The sequence below is a fragment of the Haloferax chudinovii genome (assembly GCF_042663345.1).
Lineage (GTDB): Archaea > Halobacteriota > Halobacteria > Halobacteriales > Haloferacaceae > Haloferax > Haloferax chudinovii.
Genome location: NZ_JBHTAB010000001.1, coordinates 113,335 through 129,861, shown reverse-complemented (window position 1 = coordinate 129,861; position 16,527 = coordinate 113,335). Strand labels below are relative to the sequence as shown.

The window sequence follows — 16,527 nt, the reverse complement described above, 5'->3', positions numbered from 1 at the left end:
ACCACCGCGTCCGCAGTGTCCGCTGTTCTCGTCCTTTATATAGATTGGCGGGGACACACCCCCTCCACTTTGTCCGCCGTTCTGGTAGCCAAAGGTAACAAGTGGTTCAACTGGACGGGACCGCTTGTCTTGAAATAGAAAAAGATTTATTATGCTATAATTAAAATTCACTCCGTAGTACAAACAATTATAGTAGTTGTATGTGGACTGTTTGAGGACGGTTCTTTTAGTCCACTTCTTTAGGACTCTAAACTAACCCGACTGGTTGGAAACCGACGGTAGAGAACCCGCTCACGACGACGGGGGGTACCGTTTCTCACCGAGAACAGCGGACAAAGTGGTGTGAGTGTCCCCCGCCTCACACCGTCTCGTCCCCTCGTTCACACTCACCGAGAACAGCGGACAACATGGTGTCTGTGTCAACACTCACCGGACACTTCCGACCGCTCGTTGACACGGGTCGTCACACAACTGCGTGGTTAGTCTCAGCCGGCCGAGTCAACCCGACTTCTTCGCTCGTCCTCGACTACCGACGGAATCTGTTCTCCGTGACTCTGCGAAGCTCTGTGAATCGGTGAACGCGTCTTTTCAGGGGCTGAGACGACGAATAACTGCGGACAAAGTGGTGTTGTAGGGGAATCATCGAGATCCTCGTCGCGCCCGCCCGCTTTCAGCGACAGGCCCAGCGACGGCCCAGCAACGACCCAGCGACATGTGTCTGTGTGCGGGTTGTACCCACGAGCTATCCCTCTTACCGGCCAATCTGTCGAGAAACATCGGACAACAGGGTGTTCGAAACTCCAGCCAGTCTGTTTCAACGTCGTGACATTTGGTATCACGAGTATCCGATAAGTTATCCGTCTCCGTCCCTGAGTAAGACCGTGAGTGAAAATCAAGGGCGTCGGAACCTTCGAATGCCCAACGACAACGAGCTGTTCGCAGTCGTCACAGAGCACAACGGTGGCAATCACGTCCGAATCCGCTGTGAAGACGGAAAGAACCGCATGGGTCGCATCCCCGGCCGCATGAAGTACCGCACGTGGATCAACGAGGGCGACGTCGTGCTCGTCGAACCGTGGGACTGGCAGGACGAGAAAGCCAACATCGAATGGCGTTACACCGGCGAGGACGCGGACCAGCTTCGGCGCGAAGGCCACATCCAGTAATCATTTTCTCCGAACGGAGAGTTTATCTCACCTGACGCACCAGCCGCGGCGCTACGGTCGGCTCGAAGTAGCTTTGCGGCAGTTTCACCGTTTTCTCTAGCGATGGGAACTTCGTACCGACGGTGAAGAACAGCGGACAAAGTGGTGTTGTTCTCGTCGCGGTCGACGGTGGAGGTCGGGTGTCCGTCTTGATACCGCTCCTGTCTCGGAAGTAGGGCTGGATGCCGCTCCTATCTCGGAATACGGCTGAATACCGCTCGTGTCTCACTCGAACACGTCGACGAACCGCGGCGCGGAGAGTGTTTGCAGGTCGTCCGGCGTGAGTCGGAACACCGCCTCGGGCGTCCCCGCGGCGGCCCAAATCCGGTCGAACGACTCGAACGTCGGGTCCGCGAGGACGGGGCAGTCCGTCGCGTGGCAGGTCGGCGGCACGCCGCCGATGCTCCAGCCGGTCGCCTCTTTCACTTCGGCGGGGTTGGCGCTTCGAACCGCCCCCTGTTCGACGCCGAACTCGGAGCCGAGCGAGCCCTCGTCGACGCGGTTCGCACCGCTCGTGAGGACGACGACCGTCTCGTCGCCCACGCGCATCACGATGCTCTTGACGATTTGGGCGACGTCACAGCCGACAGCCGCCGCCGCGTCGTCGGCCGTCTTAGTTCCCTCGGGGAACTCCTCGATAGTCGCTTCAAATCCGTGAGAATCGCGTACTCGGTCGGCGAACTCGCGTGCCGTGGGATGCATGGCCAGGGATTCCGCTCCGTCGGATATGAACGTTCGCCGACGAGGCAGATACTGCGACCTCTGCCGACGCTCGCCCGCCGCGGTAGACTGGTGGAAACTACCACTCCCCGTTGAGTCCGTCGCGAAGGGCCGCCACGTCCGACTCGTCGTTGAAGTTGTGGAACGACGCGCGGACCGCCGTCGGCTCGGGGAGCGTCCGGACGACCACGCCGGCCGACTTGAGGCGCTCGACGGTTCCCTCGGGGTCGGAGACCTCGAACGAGACGAGTCCCGATTCGGGGTCGTGCGGGCTCAACAGCCGGCCCTCGGGGACGGTTTCGATAAACTGGCTCGCGAGGTCGCGACTGTGTTCTTCGGTCCGGTCGAGGCCGACGCGGTCGGCGACGTCGATAGCCTCCCGGAGCGCGACGTGCGGCGCGGGGTTGGTGGTTCCGACCTCGAAGCGCTTGGCTCCCGGCGCGAAGTCGAGGCCGTCGGCGTTCGGCTCCGTGACGCCGCGGTAGCCGACGGCGTGCGGTTCGATGTCTTCTGCGACCTCGCGTCGGACGTAGAGGAAGCCCGCGCCCCACGGCCCGAGTAGCCATTTGTGACCCGCACCGGCGACTACGTCCGCGCCCCAGTCTTCCACATCGACGGGGTACTGGCCGAACGACTGGACCGCGTCGACCACCGACAGCGCGCCGGCGTCGCGGGCGATATCGGCGAGTTCGGCCACGGGGAGTCGCGTCCCGTAGTTCCACGTCAGGGCGCTGAAACAGACGAGTTTGGCGTCGGCGACGGCCTCGGCGTACTGGTCCATATCGAGTCGCCCCGCCTCGCTCTCGACGACGCGGACCTCGACGCCCTCGCGTTCGAGTCGCCGCCACGGGAGGATGCCCGCCGGGTGTTCGAGGTCGGTTCGAACGACCACGTCGCCCGCCTCCCAGTCGAGCGCGGTGGCGATGCGGTTGATGCCGTCGGTGGTGCTCTGGGTCAGCGCCACCTCTTCGGTCTCGGCACCGACGAACGCGGCCACGTCCTCGCGGACGGCCTCGTAGGCGTCGAACGCGGTCGGATACGGACCGTCGTCGCCCGGTGACTCGTACTCGTGGTATTCGAGGAAGTCGGTCGCGCGCTCCACGATGGGGCGCGGACTCGGGCCGTGTGCGCCGGTGTTGAGATACGTGACGTCGTCGAGGGCCGGAATCGTCGTTCGGAGTTCGTCGGGTGTCATGGTGAATTATCGGGTCGCATAGCGTGAATCGTCGGGCATAGTGCGAATCGTCAGGCCTTATCGTGGGTCGGTTTTCGGGTCTTACCGTGCGTCGGGTCTTATCGTGCGTCGTTCTCTCGTCGTTCGCGCCGTGAAGGAGTCGTATCTGCTGGTGATGCGCCCGTCGAATCAAACGTTCTGGTACCACTATCGAATTGCCGCAACAGCTCGTCGGGGAGGCGGGCGTACACCTCGGCGTTACCGACGAGCGCCCCGACCGTGGTGAACTCGTCGACCGCGTGGGCCGTCTCGGTCCCGAGACCGAACTCGACGGTCGGAACGCCGGCGTTTCGCATCCGTTTCGCGTCGCCGCCGCCGGTCGCGCTTCGGCGGTACACGCGCCCGCCGGTGACGCCCTCAGCGACCGAGACCACCGCGTTCGCCAGCGGGCCGCGAGGGTCCTCGAACGTCCCGACCGACCAGTCCGCGTCCGAAATCTCGACGCCGTCGTGACCGGCGACGACCTCCCGAACACTGTCGAGCACCGCCGCCGTCTCGACCCCCGCCGTCACGCGAATATCGAGGTTCGCCCGCGCCGCGGCGGGGACGACGTTCACCCGGTCGCCGCCCGAGAGGACGCCCAGATTCACCGACGGCCGTTCGAACAGCGTCCGCGCCGCGTCCTCGCCGAACCGCGGCGCGTAGTACTCGACGGAGTCGTCGACGAGCGCCCGCACCGCGGGGTCGACGTCGAACCGGACCTCGCTGAGGGTCGACTCGATGTCGCTCACGGCGCGGTAGAGCCGGTGAATCGCGTTCTCGCCGAGCATCGGCCGGGAGCCGTGGGCGGCGGTCCCCGTCGCTTCGAGTTCCAGCCAGATGCTCCCTCGGTCGGCGACGGTCACCGAGTGGCGGTCGCTCTCGCAGGTCGTCTCGCCGATGACGCAGGCGTCCGCGCCGAGCCCGCGCCGGTCGAGAAGCGTCGGCAGTCCCGCGCTCCCGGCGACTTCCTCGTCACTCACGAACGCGAACGCGAGGTTCGTCGCCGGCACCGTGTCGGTTTCGACGTACGCCGTCGCCACCGCGAGCATCGCGGCGATTGCTCCTTTCATGTCGGTCGCGCCGCGTCCGTAGAGCCGGTCGCCCTCCCGCTCGCCGAGCGGCTCGCGCGTCCACTCGGAAGCCTCGAACGGGACCGTATCGAGGTGCCCCAACAGGACGAGCGTCCGGTCTGTCGCACCGGGGAGCGTCGCCACGAGGTTCGGCTTCGTCGGGTCCGAGGCGACGCGCTCGGTGTCGATACCGAGGTCTGCAAAGAACGATTCCAGCCACGACGCGAGTTCCCGCGTGTCTCCCGGTGGGTTCTGCGTGTCGCGGCCGACGAGCGCCGCCGCGAGGTCGACGACGTCCTCGCGGTGCTCGCGGAGGTAGGTGACGGCGCGTGGGTCGCTGGACATGGACTCTCTGTCCGACTCTACGTACTGACGACGAATAAGTTTGTGCTAAAATTACAATACTACTGCGAGGGATACGGATGCCTCTGTGGGACAGGTCCGCAAGAAATCGTTAGTCCGAATGGGGCTCGGTGGGGGTCGGTTTCGCTTCGGCCATCCGGCTTAGGCGTTGTAGGTCCACCGCTGGAGGGTCGCGGAGTTGGAACCGGATTCGGAGGTCCAGACGACGCGGACGGTATCGCCGCTGGCAAAGCCGTCTTCATCAGTGTCCTGCACGACGACGGATTCACCTGCGCTGATGGTGTCAGAACCGAGGGTCGACCATTTGTTTCCGTCGCCAGCATCGGTGACGTTGACATCACCAGCGATGGTGACTAAGTCGCCGTCAATCTGTGACCCACTTTCGTGCGTGATGGTCAGTTCCGTCCCGTCGTAGTTGAAGCTGAAACTCGCCTGCGGGGCGGTGTCGCCGACTTGGTCGCCGAGACCGAGGACGAAGGTACCGATGACGGCCGCGAGGATGACGGTAATCGCGACCATGAGGATGACGCCGATGACCGGCGAGACTGCACGAGACTCCGTGAACATTGTCTTGATTTGCATAGCTGTGTTTCTCCTAGGTCTGCCGGACGAGGGGGGACCGTCGGAAAAATTCGACTCGGTCCTCGAACGCCTGCGTTCTAACCTAACAGATAGTCTGACGTTCTCAGAAGGTATAAACTAGTACTGAGAAGGTGTTTCACGTCTCATGCGTGATTCGTACCAGAATCGGATGGTGCTGTCGCTCACGGAGTGACGTTCGAAAAAATCAAGGTTCGGTTGGCTGTGCCGCCGCGGACCGTTCAGCGCGTGTACGTCTGCAGGGTCGCGGAGTTGGAGCCGGATTCGGAGGTCCAGACGAGGCGCACTTCGTCGCCGTCGTCAAGGGTTTCAGTGCCATCGAGGTCGACAACGATGGTCTCACCGGCGTTCATGTTGTCGTCCGAGCCATCATTCTTCGACACGACTGGCGTCGATAAGTCCGACGGGATGACGATGCTCAGCTGGTCGCTGGCGATGGAATCACCGCTTTCGTGCGTAATCGTGATTTCCTGTGCACCGTCGTAGTCGAAGCTGAAACTCGCCTGCGGGGCGGTGTCGCCGACCTGGTCGCCGAGACCGAGGACGAAGGTACCGATGACGGCCGCGAGGATGACGGTAATCGCGACCATGAGGATGACGCCGATGACCGGCGAGACTGCGCGTGATTCGCTAAGGAATTTCTTGATATCCATTGTTTTACCCAGGACCGGCCTCAGACCCACCTCGTGCCCACTTGCACGGGACCGCGAGCGGCCACATGTTCCGGCTCCTGTTGGCCTTCCGTATGTTCCGGATATATTTAATTTCGCAGTGGCTTACCGGTCTATTAGAGGGGTTAGGACGCTCCTAACGCCTGAATTCGAGATTTAAGCCGTTCCATCCCACCTGCGTACCATCGGGGGTGCGACCGGTGGCGAACTGGCCCGTTGGCGCCCGATACCCCCAATCGGACTCTCTCGCCCGCGCGACACGCCGGTTCGAACCGTCACGCCTCGGGTTTCTGCGGACACGGTGGTGTGGGGTCGGACGGGTCGTCGGCCGCGGCGCGCGCCGCTCACGCGCGTTTCACACACGCCGCTCACGGAGTTGGGGCCCTCGAACCGGCCACAGAGTCGTCTGCGCCCTTACTGCGAGGCGTTCCAGAACTGCGGCGTCGACTCGAAATCTATCTTCGCGTCGGAGGGCGCGCGCTCGTAGAGCGCGTCGTGGACGGCCTCGTAGGCCGCTCGCGGGCCCTCCTGTGCGAGTTTCGGGTGGTCGCGCGTGTCGAAGACGACGCGCCACGTCCCGTTCGAGAGGTGGAGGCCGAGGATGTACTTCCCGCGGACGTTCACGACCAGTTGGTAGGCGTGCTGAACCGTCTCGCCGTCGCGTTCGAGGTTGTAGCCGCGGACGGCGACGGCCTGCTGAATCGCCTCTTTCGTTTCGAGTTCGGCGACAAACGATTTGGGGACCGCCCGTCCGGGGAGCGATTCGACGAACGGTTCGCTCACGGTCGCACCACCTCGCGTCGCGCACCTCTCGGTTCCATCGTATCTACGTGGGCGGCCGAGCGGGTATATGCGATACGGTCTCCGGCGGCGGCGTGGTTCCGAACGCACGCCTCGCGCACGTCTCCCCGCGTTCCGCGTTCCGAGCGAAGCGCCTTTGAGGCTCTGCGCGCGCAGACGAACCGTGCACACCAACGCCCACCACGTCGGCATCACCGTTCGCGACCTCGATTCCACGCTCGCGTTCTACCGCGACGCGCTCGACCTGCCGGTCGTCTCCCGCTTCGAAGTCGGCGGCGAGGAGTTCGCCACCGCCGTCTCCGTGGACGGCGTGTCGGCACGGTTCGCCCACCTCGACGGCGGCGACGTGCGCGTCGAACTCGTCGAGTACGACCCGACCGGAGCCGACGCCGACGAGCCGACGCTCAACCGTCCCGGTGCGACCCACCTCGGGCTCTCGGTCGACGACGTCGACGCCGCGGTCGCAGAGCTCCCGGCCGACGCCGAGACGCTCAGCGAACCGCAGACGACCGAAAGCGGCACGCGAATCGCGTTCGTCCGCGACCCCGAGGGGAACCTCGTCGAACTCCTCGACGCCTGACCCGGCCGCTCCGCTCGACGGGCGTCACCGCTCGGAGCTCGACGTTCGAATTGTTCTCAACCCGCAATACCGCGCAATACCGGGGGTGGTCACTCGTCGCTCGGAAACCACGTCCGCGGCCGCTCTGACCCGACCGGAAGCCTCAGCGTCACGGCCGCTCCCCCGAGGGGAGACGGTTCCAACTCCATGCTCCCGCCCGCTTTCTTGACGACCCAGTGGACCAGCCACAGGCCTATCCCGGTCCCGTGTTCGAGCGGCGTCTCCTCGCCGCGCTTGATAACTCGCCACTCCTCGTCGGGGATACCCGGCCCGTCGTCGGCGACTCGCACGAGGAGTTTCGAGTCGTCGTCTTCGGTTCGGCACACGTCGATGTGAACGGTCTCACCGCCGTGTTTGAGCGCGTTCGTGATTAGCTCGTCGAGCGCCGCGCCGACGCGGCTGTCGACTCGCGCGTGGAGCCCCGTCCCGATGTCCGTCCGTATCGTCGCCTCCGGATACGTCGATTCGCCCCCCGACACGGCGTCCTCGATGAGCGTCGAGACGCGCCGCGGCGCCCCCTCGGATTCGAGGGCCTCCGAGACCGTCTGGGCCTTCTCGGAGAGCGACGCGAGGTTGCCCGCCGCTTCGACGATGGCCCCGGCGGCATCGGCGAGTTCCTCGTCGGTGATCGCGGCGTCGTTCTGACGAATCAGCTCCGCGTAGCCCTCGATGACGTTCATCCGGTTTCGGAGGTTGTGCCGGAACATCCGGTTGAGGACGCCGAGCCGCTGTCTGGTCAGCTCCGACTCGGTGATGTCGGACTGGATGGCGACGTAGCCGTCGATGTCGCCGTTGCTCTCGATGGGCGCGATAGTCTGTATCGCGGTGTAGAGCTCGCCGCCCTTCCGTCGGTCGATGATTCGCTCTTGCCACGTCTCACCGGACTGGACGACCCGCCACAGCCGCTCGTAGTACGTCTGCGGCATCTCGCTCGAACTGAGTATCGACGCCGGTTCGCCGACCGCCTCCGCGGCGTCGTAGCCGGTCGTCTCCTCGAACGCCGGGTTGACGTACGTAATCTCCGCGCCGGGCGTGGTGAGGTAAATCGCGTGGCCCGCCTGCTCGACGGCCTGTTCGAACTCGCGGAGGCGACGCTCCCGCCGCTGTTGTGCTGTCACGTCGACGAAGACGCCGACGATTTCGAGGACCTCGCCGTCGGCGTCGCGGACGACCGCCGTCGAGAGGCGAAACTCTCCGAGGTCGCCGTTCGCGCGTTGCCGCTTGACCGCGACGTTCGAGAGGCCGTCTTCGGCGATGGTCCGCCGGATAATCTCCTCGGTGCTTTCGCTGTTCTCGCCGTCTTCGCTCGCGCTGTAGGGGAGTCGTTCACCGAGTACCTCCTCGCGCTCCCACCCGAACGTCTCCGTGGCGGCGTCGTTCCACCTCGTCACGCGCCCCTCGGTCGTGACCGCGATAATCGGGACCGGTGACGCGGCGACCACGGTCCGAAGCTGGTCGAGCGACGACCGAATCGACGCCTGTTGGCGCTCGATTCGGCGGTCCTTCCGAGCGACGAGCGCCCAGACGAACGCGGTGGAGACGGCGACGAAGGCCAACCCCTTGGCGAGTTGGGCCTCGGGGGCTGGGGGCACACCCAGCACGACCGAGAGGAGCAACTCGCCGCCGAGGATGCCGGCGGTCCCGAAGCCGAGGTACGCCAACGCGATGTCGCGGGCGTCGAGACCGTCGAGCGGCGAGTCGTTCATCGTTCGAACGGAACGGGAGCGGGTTTATAAACGTGATGCGGCGAACCGTCAGTTGATAACGACGACACACCCCTCGAAAGCCGACGCGGAAGCGCAACCGACATTGGCACCGGGCCGCTAGCGGAGCCAATCACCGTCTCGCGGGGGACGCGCGGCGGCACACCACACGGGCCGACGAGGTCCGAGATACCATGAAACGACGAGACGCCATCAAGACGCTCGGAATCGGAGCCCTCGCGGCGACCGCGGGGTGTCTCGGCGGGTTCGAACGACAGTCGGCGTGGCGCGACCCGCCGCTCGTCGAAGACCGGCCGGCCGCGGTCTATCTGCCCGCCATCACCGAGGGGATGAAGCTGTACGGCAAGACGACCGCCGGACCGTACGGCGTCGCGCTCACCTACTCGTATCCCCACCGCTTCTGGACGGCCGCCGGTTCGGAACTCCAGCGGACGGTCGTCGAGGCCGACGACTCGATTCACCTCATGGCGTCGCTGTGGGACGCCGAGACGGGGACCGTTCTCCCGCTCGACGCCGGCGTCTCCATCGAGATTCTCCGCGACGGCGACCTCGTGAGCGAGGAGGTCGCCTACCCGATGCTCTCCCAGCAGATGGGGATGCATTACGGCTCGAACTACGTCCTCGACGGCGAGGGCGACTACGAGGCTCGCGTCCACGTCGGCGGCACCTCGCTTTCCCGAACCGGCTCGTTCGCCGGGGGGTTCGGCGCGGCCGAGACGGCGACGTTCGAGTTCGCGTTCGAGACCGACGACCTCTACGACGTGGAACTGACGCGTCTCGGCGACGAGGCAGGGTCGCGCGGCGCGGTCCCCGCGATGGAGATGATGGGCGTCCCGACCGGCAAAGCCCCCGCCGTCGACGCGCTCCCCGGTCGCCACCTCGGGCGGCGGACGAGCGCCGACGCCCTGTTCGACGCCTTCGTCGTCGACGACGGCTCCCGGTTCGGCGTCAACGGCGCGTACCTCTACGTCTCGGCGCGGACGCCGCACAACGAGTTCGTCCTGCCGATGATGGGCGTCAGAGCCACGCTCGACCGCGGCGGAACGACGGTCCTCGACGGCGCGCGACTCGCCCGGACGCTCGACCCCGACCTCAGCTACCACTACGGCGCGAGCGTCGAGGGCGTCGAATCCGGCGACGCGCTGACGCTTTCCGTGGACGTGCCGCCGCAGGTCGCGCGCCACGACGGCTACGAGACGGCGTTCATGGCGTTCGAGCCGATGCGGTTCGATGTCTGAGGCGTCGACCCGTCGCTTCGCACTCTGCCGCCGGACCCCCCTCGACGGACGCCCGCGATGGAAACGTTCAGAAGCCAACCCCACCGAACTTCGAGTGACTATCGGATGACCACGGACACCGACGCGACGCGCGACCGCCACATCTGCACAGCGTGCGGCGAGGCGTATCCGACCGAGCGACTGCTGGTCCTCCACCGGGGCGCGAGACACCCCGACGCCCTCGACGCCGCGGAGGTCGAGGCGTACCGCGAGGCGTACTACGAGGAGGAAGACGAACTCAAGTCGTTCCGCGTCCGCGCGCTCGGCGTCCTCGTCCTGCTGTACTTCGGCTTCCTCATGCTGTTTATCGTCTTCGCATCATGACCCGACTCCGACCCATCTCCCTCAGACGATTCGGCCTCGGCCTCCTCGTGGCGAGTCTGCTGTCGCTCCTCGCGGACCCGGCGGCCGCGAGCAACGCCGCGGTCGGCCTCGCGGGCGCGTCGCAGGACAACCTCGCGGTCCCGCGGTGGCTCTATCTCGCCACCGGCGGCGCGACCGTCGGGGCCTCCGCGCTCCTCGCCAGTTTTGTCACCGACCGCCGGTTCATCGAGCGCGTCCACCTGTGGCAGACCGGCCCCGAAGCGGGCGTCTCAGACGGCGTCCTGGGCGCGCTCCGGGTCACGGGCGGCGTCCTCGGCCTCGCGGTCCTCGCGCTCGCGGTCTACCTCGGCTACGCCGGCCCGCAGGTTCCGACCGTCAGCTTCACGGTCATCGTCGTCTTCGCCGGACTCCGCGCCGGCTACACGATGCTCTCGTACCTCGTCGCCGACACGTGGCGCGCGCTGAACCCGTGGCGAACCGTCGTCTCGGCGGTTCCGAACGGCTTCGTCACCTATCCCGAGCGACTCGGCCGCTGGCCCGCGGTGGCGGGGATTCTTGTGCTCGTCTGGGTCGAGACCGCGACCGCCGTCACGACCCGGCCCTCGGTCCTCGCGACCGCGCTCGTCGCCTACTCGGTCGTCACGCTCGCCGGCGCGGTCGTCGTCGGCGTGGACGCGTGGTTCGACAACGCCGACCCCGTCTCCGTCTTCCTGCACTTCTACGGCCGGGTCGCACCGGTTCGTCTCGACGACGACGGGCTCTCGTTCCGCCTGCCGGGGATGCGACTGGTCACCGACGACGACCTGACCGACCTCGGCGACGTGGCCGTCGCGGTCGTCCTCGTCTGGGAACTCACGTTCAGCGGCTTCGTCACGACCGAGCAGGGCGCGGCGGCCGTCCGGTGGCTCGCGGGCGTCGGACTCCCGCCGCTTTTGGTCTACGGACTGCTCTACCTCGGCGGCTTCGGTGTCTTCCTCGGTCTCTACGTCCTCGCGGCGCGGGTGACCGCCCGCCGCATCGACACCTTCGAGACGCCGCTCGACCTCGCGGTCACGTTCGCGCCCTCGTTGCTCGCCATCGCCGCCGGCTACCACCTCGCGCACTACTTCGGCTTCCTCGTCTCGCTGTCGCCGATGCTCGTCCACGCGCTGTCGTCTCCCCTGTCGTCGCCGGCGAACCCGGTCGTGCTCACGCTCCCCGCGTGGTTCGGCGGTCTGAACGTCGGATTCGTCCTCCTCGGCCACCTGCTCGCGGTGTGGGTGGCGCACTCGCAGGCCTACCGGACCTTCCCCAGCAGACTGCAGGCCGTCCGGAGCCAGTTCCCCTTCGTCGCCGTGATGGTTCTGTACACGATTCTCAGCCTGTGGCTCATCTCACTGCCGACCGCGTCTCCGCCGTTCCTCTGATTAATAACTAAGCGGCTCTAATTTGTGAATAAACAATATCGAACCCTCCGTTTCTAACAGGTGAATTATTAATCCGTCACCGGCTACTGCCGAGTATGAGCGAACACGACGGACGCGACCCCGGTCCCGATGCCGGGGCGGACGCGTCCACGGACCCGCAAGCGGGCGACGAGTGCGGGTGCGGCGATGCCTGCGAGGTCGAGGGCGCGTCGGCGTCGGGGGCGACCGGCGAGACGCAGACCGGCGACCCCACCGGCGACCCCACCGGCGAGTCCGCCGATTCGACCCGCGCGGAGTTCTCCGTGCCGGACATGGACTGCGCTTCCTGTGCGAGCAAGGTCGAAACGAGCGTCCGGAACCTCGACGGCGTCGGCGACATCGACCCGCGGGTGACGACCGGCCGACTCGTCGTTGACTACGACCCCGACCGGACCACGCCCGACGACATCCGGGGCACCGTCGAGGGCGCGGGCTACGCCGTCGAAGACGGCCCCTCGACGCGCGAGGTGTCGGTTTCCGTCCCCGACATGGACTGTGCCTCCTGCGCCGGGAAGGTCGAACACGCGCTCCGCGGCGCACCGGGCGTGCTCTCCTACGAGACGCGCCCGACGGCCGGGACCGCGGTCGTCACGCTCGCGGCCGACGCGGACCTCGATGCGGTCGTCTCGGCCATCGAAGCCGCCGGGTACGAGGTCACCGGGACCGACGGCGACGATGGCGACGACGGTCACGGCCACTCCCACGGCGGTTCCGACGCGGGCCGCGAGAGCGTCTGGCGCAGTACGCGCGCGGTGAAAACGTGGGTGAGCGGCGGCTTCCTCGCGGCGGGCATCGCCGCCGAGTACCTCCTCGGACTGGAACTCGTCGTCGCCAGCGTCCTCGGCGTCTCGTTTACGGTCGCCGAACTGCTGTACGTCCTCGGGGCCGCGGTCGGCGGGCAGGCCATCCTCCGAAACGGCTACTACTCGGCGAAGAACCGCAGTCTCGACATCGACTTCCTGATGTCGGCGGCGATTCTCAGCGCCGTGGCCGCGAGCCTCATCTCCGGCCCGACGAGCCTCTATTTCGAGGCGGCGACGCTCGCGTTCCTCTTCAGCGTCTCCGAACTCCTCGAACGCTATTCGATGGACCGCACGCGCGACTCCCTCCGCGAGCTGATGGATCTCTCGCCCGACGAGGCGACAGTCCTCCGCGACGGCGTCGAGACGGTCGTCCCGGTCGGAGACCTCGAACTCGGCGACGTGGTCGCCGTCAAGCCCGGTGAGAAGATTCCCGTCGACGGCACGGTGGTCGCGGGCGACAGCGCGGTCAATCAGGCCCCCATCACCGGCGAGTCCGTCCCGGTCGACAAGGCCGAGGGCGACGAGGTGTTCGCGGGCACCGTCAACGAGGCGGGCTACCTCGAAGTCCGCGTCGAGTCCGCCGCGGGCGACGACACCCTCTCGCGCATCGTCTCGATGGTCGAGGACGCCCAGTCCAACAAGACCGAACGCGAGCAGTTCGTCGAGCGCTTCTCGTCGTACTACACCCCCGTCATGGTCGTCGTCGCGGTCGCAGTCGCGGCGATACCGCCGCTGGCGTTCGGTCTCGACTGGGTGACGTGGTTCGTCTACGGCATCACGATGCTCGTGCTCGCCTGCCCCTGTGCCTTTGTCATCTCGACGCCCGTCTCGGTCGTCTCCGGCATCACGTCGGCCGCGAAAAACGGCGTGCTCATCAAGGGCGGCACGCACCTCGAAGCGATGGGCGCGGTCGAGGCCGTCGCCGTGGACAAGACGGGCACGCTCACGAAGGGCGAACTCACCGTCACCGACGTGGTCCCGCTCAACGGGAACTCCGAGGAGGACGTGCTCCGGTGCGCCCGCGGCCTCGAATCCCGGAGCGAACACCCCATCGGCGAGGCCATCGTCACCCACGCCGAGGGCACGGGCGTCGCCGCCCGCGCGGTCGACGACTTCGAGAGCGTCACCGGCAAGGGCGTCCGCGCCGACCTCGACGGCGTCCCGCACTTCGCCGGCAAGCCCGGCTTCTTCGAGGAACTCGGGTTCGACCTCGAACACGTCCACGTCACCGGCCCCGGCGAGGAGCTTTCCGAGGACGTCCGAGAGCTCTGTGACCGCCACGGCTGTCTCAACCTCGTCGAGGACACGATTCCGCGCCTCCAGTCGGAGGGCAAGACGGTCGTCGTCGTCGGGACCGAAGACGACCTCGAAGGGCTCGTGGCCGTCGCCGACGAGGTCCGCCCCGACGCCCGCGAGACGGTCGCGAAGCTCCGCGAGGCCGGCCTCTCGGTCGTCATGCTCACCGGCGACAACGAGGGGACCGCCCGCGCCATCGCCGAGCAGGTCGGCGTCGACGACTTCCGCGCGGGCCTCCTCCCGGAGGACAAGGTCGCCGCCGTCGAGGGCCTGCTCGACGAGTACGGCTCGGTCGCCATGGTCGGCGACGGCATCAACGACGCCCCGGCGCTCGCCACCGCCACCGTCGGCGTCGCCATGGGCGCGGCCGGCACCGACACCGCCCTCGAAACCGCCGACATCGCCCTCATGGCCGACGACCTCTCGAAACTCCCGTACCTCTACGAGCTCTCCCACCGAGCGAACGGCGTCATCCGGCAGAACATCTGGGCGTCGCTCGCCATCAAGGCCGTCCTCGCGGTCGGCGTGCCCTTCGGCTACGTCTCGGTCGCGCTCGCGGTGCTCGCGGGCGACGCCGGGATGACCATGGGCGTGACGGGCAACGCGATGCGACTCGCACGGATTCGCCCGGACGACTGAGTCGCGAATCCGCGCTAGTTAGTGGCGTGACACCATCAACGTGTTCGCAATTCTTGCCACACGAGAATCGGCTGGCTCGGTTTTCCCGATGCCGCGCGTCAGAAACTGGTATGGGAGACGACGAGCGGACGCCACGCCGAGACGCGACCGACCGACCGACGCGGAGCCGGGACACCCGCGACGCCGGGCGCACCCGAAGACGGTTCATCTGGCTCGCCGGGACCGCCGCGATGGCGGGGTTGGCCGGCTGTTCCGGCGGTGGCGGTGGCGGCGGCGGTGGTGGCGCGACCGAGACGACGACTGCGGCCACGACGGAGTCGTCGGGGTCGACCGGAGGCGTCCCCGAGGCGTACGTGACCGCCACGTCCCTCGACGGCACCCAGCGCAACCCAGACAGCCTCTCGTCGCAGGAGGCCGTCTCGTACCAAGACGAGCCGAAAGACGGCAAGCAGTGTTCGACCTGTCGGTACTACATCGAGGACAAAAACGGGGACGGCGTGGGCGCGTGCGCCATCGTCGCGGGCGAGATTTCACCCGAGGGACACTGCGTCTCCTACGTCGAATACGAGGGGTAGCGCTCCGACGCTCCGCCGCGGTCAGGACTCCTCGCCCGTCGGCCCGACGGCGGTCTGTATCCGACAGCGGATGGACTCTTCGACGCCGTCGCGCTCGACCGGAATCACCCATTTCTCCCCACAGCCGAGGACGGTCACCAGCTCGCCGTCCTGTCGGTGTTTCACCGAGACGAACACCTCGCCGCGCTCTGGGTCGTAGTCCACGAGTTCGACGAGCACGTCCTCGCCGGCGATGAGGAGGTTCTTCGCGCCGTTCAACTCGGTGACGTAGGACTCGGTGTGCCCGGACGGGTCGGTGACGAACAGTTCGACGACCGGCACGTCCTCGCCGTCGAGATAGCTCGCGTCGACTTCGATTGCCCCGTCTTCGAGCCGGATGCCGTGTATCTCGACGAGCGACGCCGCGACGCCGAAGCTGTCAGCGACCTGCTGACGGAGGTCCCCCAACGGGATTCGAACCGACTCTCGAATCGTTCCCATGCCCGCCCCTACGAACGGGGGGTGTATGAGCGTGTCCGCTAGTCCTCGCCCCAGAGGGCATCGGCGAGGCGCGACCCCGACGGGACGGCCTCGCGGAAGGCCACCGAGTCGAACGCGAGCGGCCCGTTGAGAGAAAGGAAGCCGAGTTCGCCCTCGGGCGCGCGGCCGAGGTTGGTCAGAAAGGCCACTTTGCGGACGGCTTCGACGCCCTCGACGGTCGCCTCGGGGTCGACCGATTCGTACAGGGCGGCGTGTTCGCGGACGTGCTCGACACAGCGACTCGTCGGCGCGAACAGCAACAGCGCGTGGACGCCCGGCCCCTCGCGGCCGAGCTTCGTCCGGATGGCGTGTTCGTCGTCCTTGTAGAAGTAGCGCTCCATGCGGCGGTACTGGCGGAGCACCTCGTTCGCGCCGGTGGCGTGGCGGACGGCGGCGTCGGCCTTGAGTTCGATGAGGTAGTCCACCGGCTCGGGCGTCCGCACCCTGACGTACACGTCGGCGACGCCGCGGTTCCCGTAGTGGTCGTACGGCTCTTCGAGGTGAATCTCCACGTCGTCGAAGGCCGCCCGGAAGTGCTCGACCACCCGCGTCGCCAACTCGTCCTCGCGCATCTATGGGTCGAGACGAGGCGGCGGTCGGGGAAATGTCCCGCGGTTCGGCCGGCGGCGACCCGACACATCGGAACACACATACCGACGG

Annotated in this window: 16 protein-coding genes; 7 read left to right on the top strand and 9 right to left on the bottom strand. The window is 66.7% G+C overall.

Features of this window, described 5'->3' with window-relative positions:
* The first annotated feature begins 881 nt into the window (after positions 1-881).
* Positions 882-1,166: a translation initiation factor eIF-1A gene (gene eif1A, locus ACFQI8_RS00690; RefSeq protein WP_013035036.1), complete on the top strand. Its 285-nt coding sequence runs from the start codon at positions 882-884 to the stop codon at positions 1,164-1,166.
* A gap of 264 nt (positions 1,167-1,430) precedes the next feature.
* On the opposite strand, the gene ACFQI8_RS00685 is transcribed toward eif1A, so the two are convergent.
* The 6 genes from ACFQI8_RS00685 to ACFQI8_RS00660 all read right to left on the bottom strand — a co-directional run bounded on the left by ACFQI8_RS00685 (position 1,431) and on the right by ACFQI8_RS00660 (position 6,628).
* Positions 1,431-1,907 carry a YbaK/EbsC family protein gene (locus ACFQI8_RS00685; RefSeq protein ID WP_390242166.1) on the bottom strand — a complete coding sequence of 159 codons (477 nt, stop codon included), beginning with the start codon at positions 1,905-1,907 and terminating at the stop codon, positions 1,431-1,433.
* 97 nt (positions 1,908-2,004) lie between these two features.
* Positions 2,005-3,120: an aminotransferase class V-fold PLP-dependent enzyme gene (locus ACFQI8_RS00680; RefSeq protein ID WP_390242165.1), complete on the bottom strand. Its 1,116-nt coding sequence runs from the start codon at positions 3,118-3,120 to the stop codon at positions 2,005-2,007.
* Positions 3,121-3,218: 98 nt separating this feature from the next.
* On the bottom strand, positions 3,219-4,556 hold the full coding sequence (locus tag ACFQI8_RS00675; RefSeq protein ID WP_390242164.1) for a M20 family metallopeptidase: 1,338 nt from the start codon (positions 4,554-4,556) through the stop codon (positions 3,219-3,221).
* A 159-nt stretch (positions 4,557-4,715) separates the two neighbouring features.
* A complete protein-coding gene (locus ACFQI8_RS00670; protein ID WP_390242163.1) occupies positions 4,716-5,156 on the bottom strand; it encodes a type IV pilin domain-containing protein in 441 nt (146 codons plus the stop codon).
* A 239-nt stretch (positions 5,157-5,395) separates the two neighbouring features.
* Positions 5,396-5,827, bottom strand: coding sequence for a type IV pilin domain-containing protein (locus ACFQI8_RS00665; protein WP_390242161.1), 432 nt, complete (start codon positions 5,825-5,827; stop codon positions 5,396-5,398).
* Positions 5,828-6,259: 432 nt separating this feature from the next.
* On the bottom strand, positions 6,260-6,628 hold the full coding sequence (locus tag ACFQI8_RS00660) for a DUF7964 domain-containing protein (RefSeq protein ID WP_390242160.1): 369 nt from the start codon (positions 6,626-6,628) through the stop codon (positions 6,260-6,262).
* Between the two features lie 181 nt (positions 6,629-6,809).
* Between ACFQI8_RS00660 and ACFQI8_RS00655 the strand changes: the two genes are divergently transcribed.
* Positions 6,810-7,226 carry a VOC family protein gene (locus ACFQI8_RS00655; protein ID WP_390242158.1) on the top strand — a complete coding sequence of 139 codons (417 nt, stop codon included), beginning with the start codon at positions 6,810-6,812 and terminating at the stop codon, positions 7,224-7,226.
* Positions 7,227-7,315: 89 nt separating this feature from the next.
* On the opposite strand, the gene ACFQI8_RS00650 is transcribed toward ACFQI8_RS00655, so the two are convergent.
* A complete protein-coding gene (locus ACFQI8_RS00650; RefSeq protein WP_390242157.1) occupies positions 7,316-8,971 on the bottom strand; it encodes a PAS domain-containing protein in 1,656 nt (551 codons plus the stop codon).
* A gap of 191 nt (positions 8,972-9,162) precedes the next feature.
* Here ACFQI8_RS00650 and ACFQI8_RS00645 point away from each other — a divergent pair, with 191 nt between their 5' ends.
* From ACFQI8_RS00645 to ACFQI8_RS00625, 5 genes are all read left to right on the top strand, one after another.
* The gene (locus ACFQI8_RS00645) at positions 9,163-10,227 is read left to right on the top strand and encodes a DUF7350 domain-containing protein (protein ID WP_390242156.1); all 1,065 of its coding nucleotides are present in this window, start codon (positions 9,163-9,165) and stop codon (positions 10,225-10,227) included.
* A gap of 105 nt (positions 10,228-10,332) precedes the next feature.
* On the top strand, positions 10,333-10,590 hold the full coding sequence (locus ACFQI8_RS00640) for a DNA-binding protein (RefSeq protein WP_390242154.1): 258 nt from the start codon (positions 10,333-10,335) through the stop codon (positions 10,588-10,590).
* On the top strand, positions 10,587-11,996 hold the full coding sequence (locus ACFQI8_RS00635) for a hypothetical protein (protein WP_390242153.1): 1,410 nt from the start codon (positions 10,587-10,589) through the stop codon (positions 11,994-11,996). The genes ACFQI8_RS00640 and ACFQI8_RS00635 overlap by 4 nt, the downstream gene beginning before the upstream one ends.
* A 95-nt stretch (positions 11,997-12,091) precedes the next feature.
* Positions 12,092-14,773, top strand: a complete 2,682-nt coding sequence (locus ACFQI8_RS00630; protein WP_390242152.1) for a heavy metal translocating P-type ATPase — start codon at positions 12,092-12,094, stop codon at positions 14,771-14,773.
* A 110-nt stretch (positions 14,774-14,883) separates the two neighbouring features.
* On the top strand, positions 14,884-15,348 hold the full coding sequence (locus ACFQI8_RS00625; RefSeq protein WP_390242150.1) for a high-potential iron-sulfur protein: 465 nt from the start codon (positions 14,884-14,886) through the stop codon (positions 15,346-15,348).
* A 21-nt stretch (positions 15,349-15,369) separates the two neighbouring features.
* On the opposite strand, the gene ACFQI8_RS00620 is transcribed toward ACFQI8_RS00625, so the two are convergent.
* Entirely contained in the window at positions 15,370-15,828 is a 459-nt protein-coding gene (locus tag ACFQI8_RS00620) for a hypothetical protein (RefSeq protein ID WP_390242149.1), read from the bottom strand.
* Positions 15,829-15,866: 38 nt separating this feature from the next.
* Positions 15,867-16,439 carry a hypothetical protein gene (locus tag ACFQI8_RS00615; RefSeq protein WP_390242148.1) on the bottom strand — a complete coding sequence of 191 codons (573 nt, stop codon included), beginning with the start codon at positions 16,437-16,439 and terminating at the stop codon, positions 15,867-15,869.
* Between the last annotated feature and the right edge of the window lie 88 nt (positions 16,440-16,527).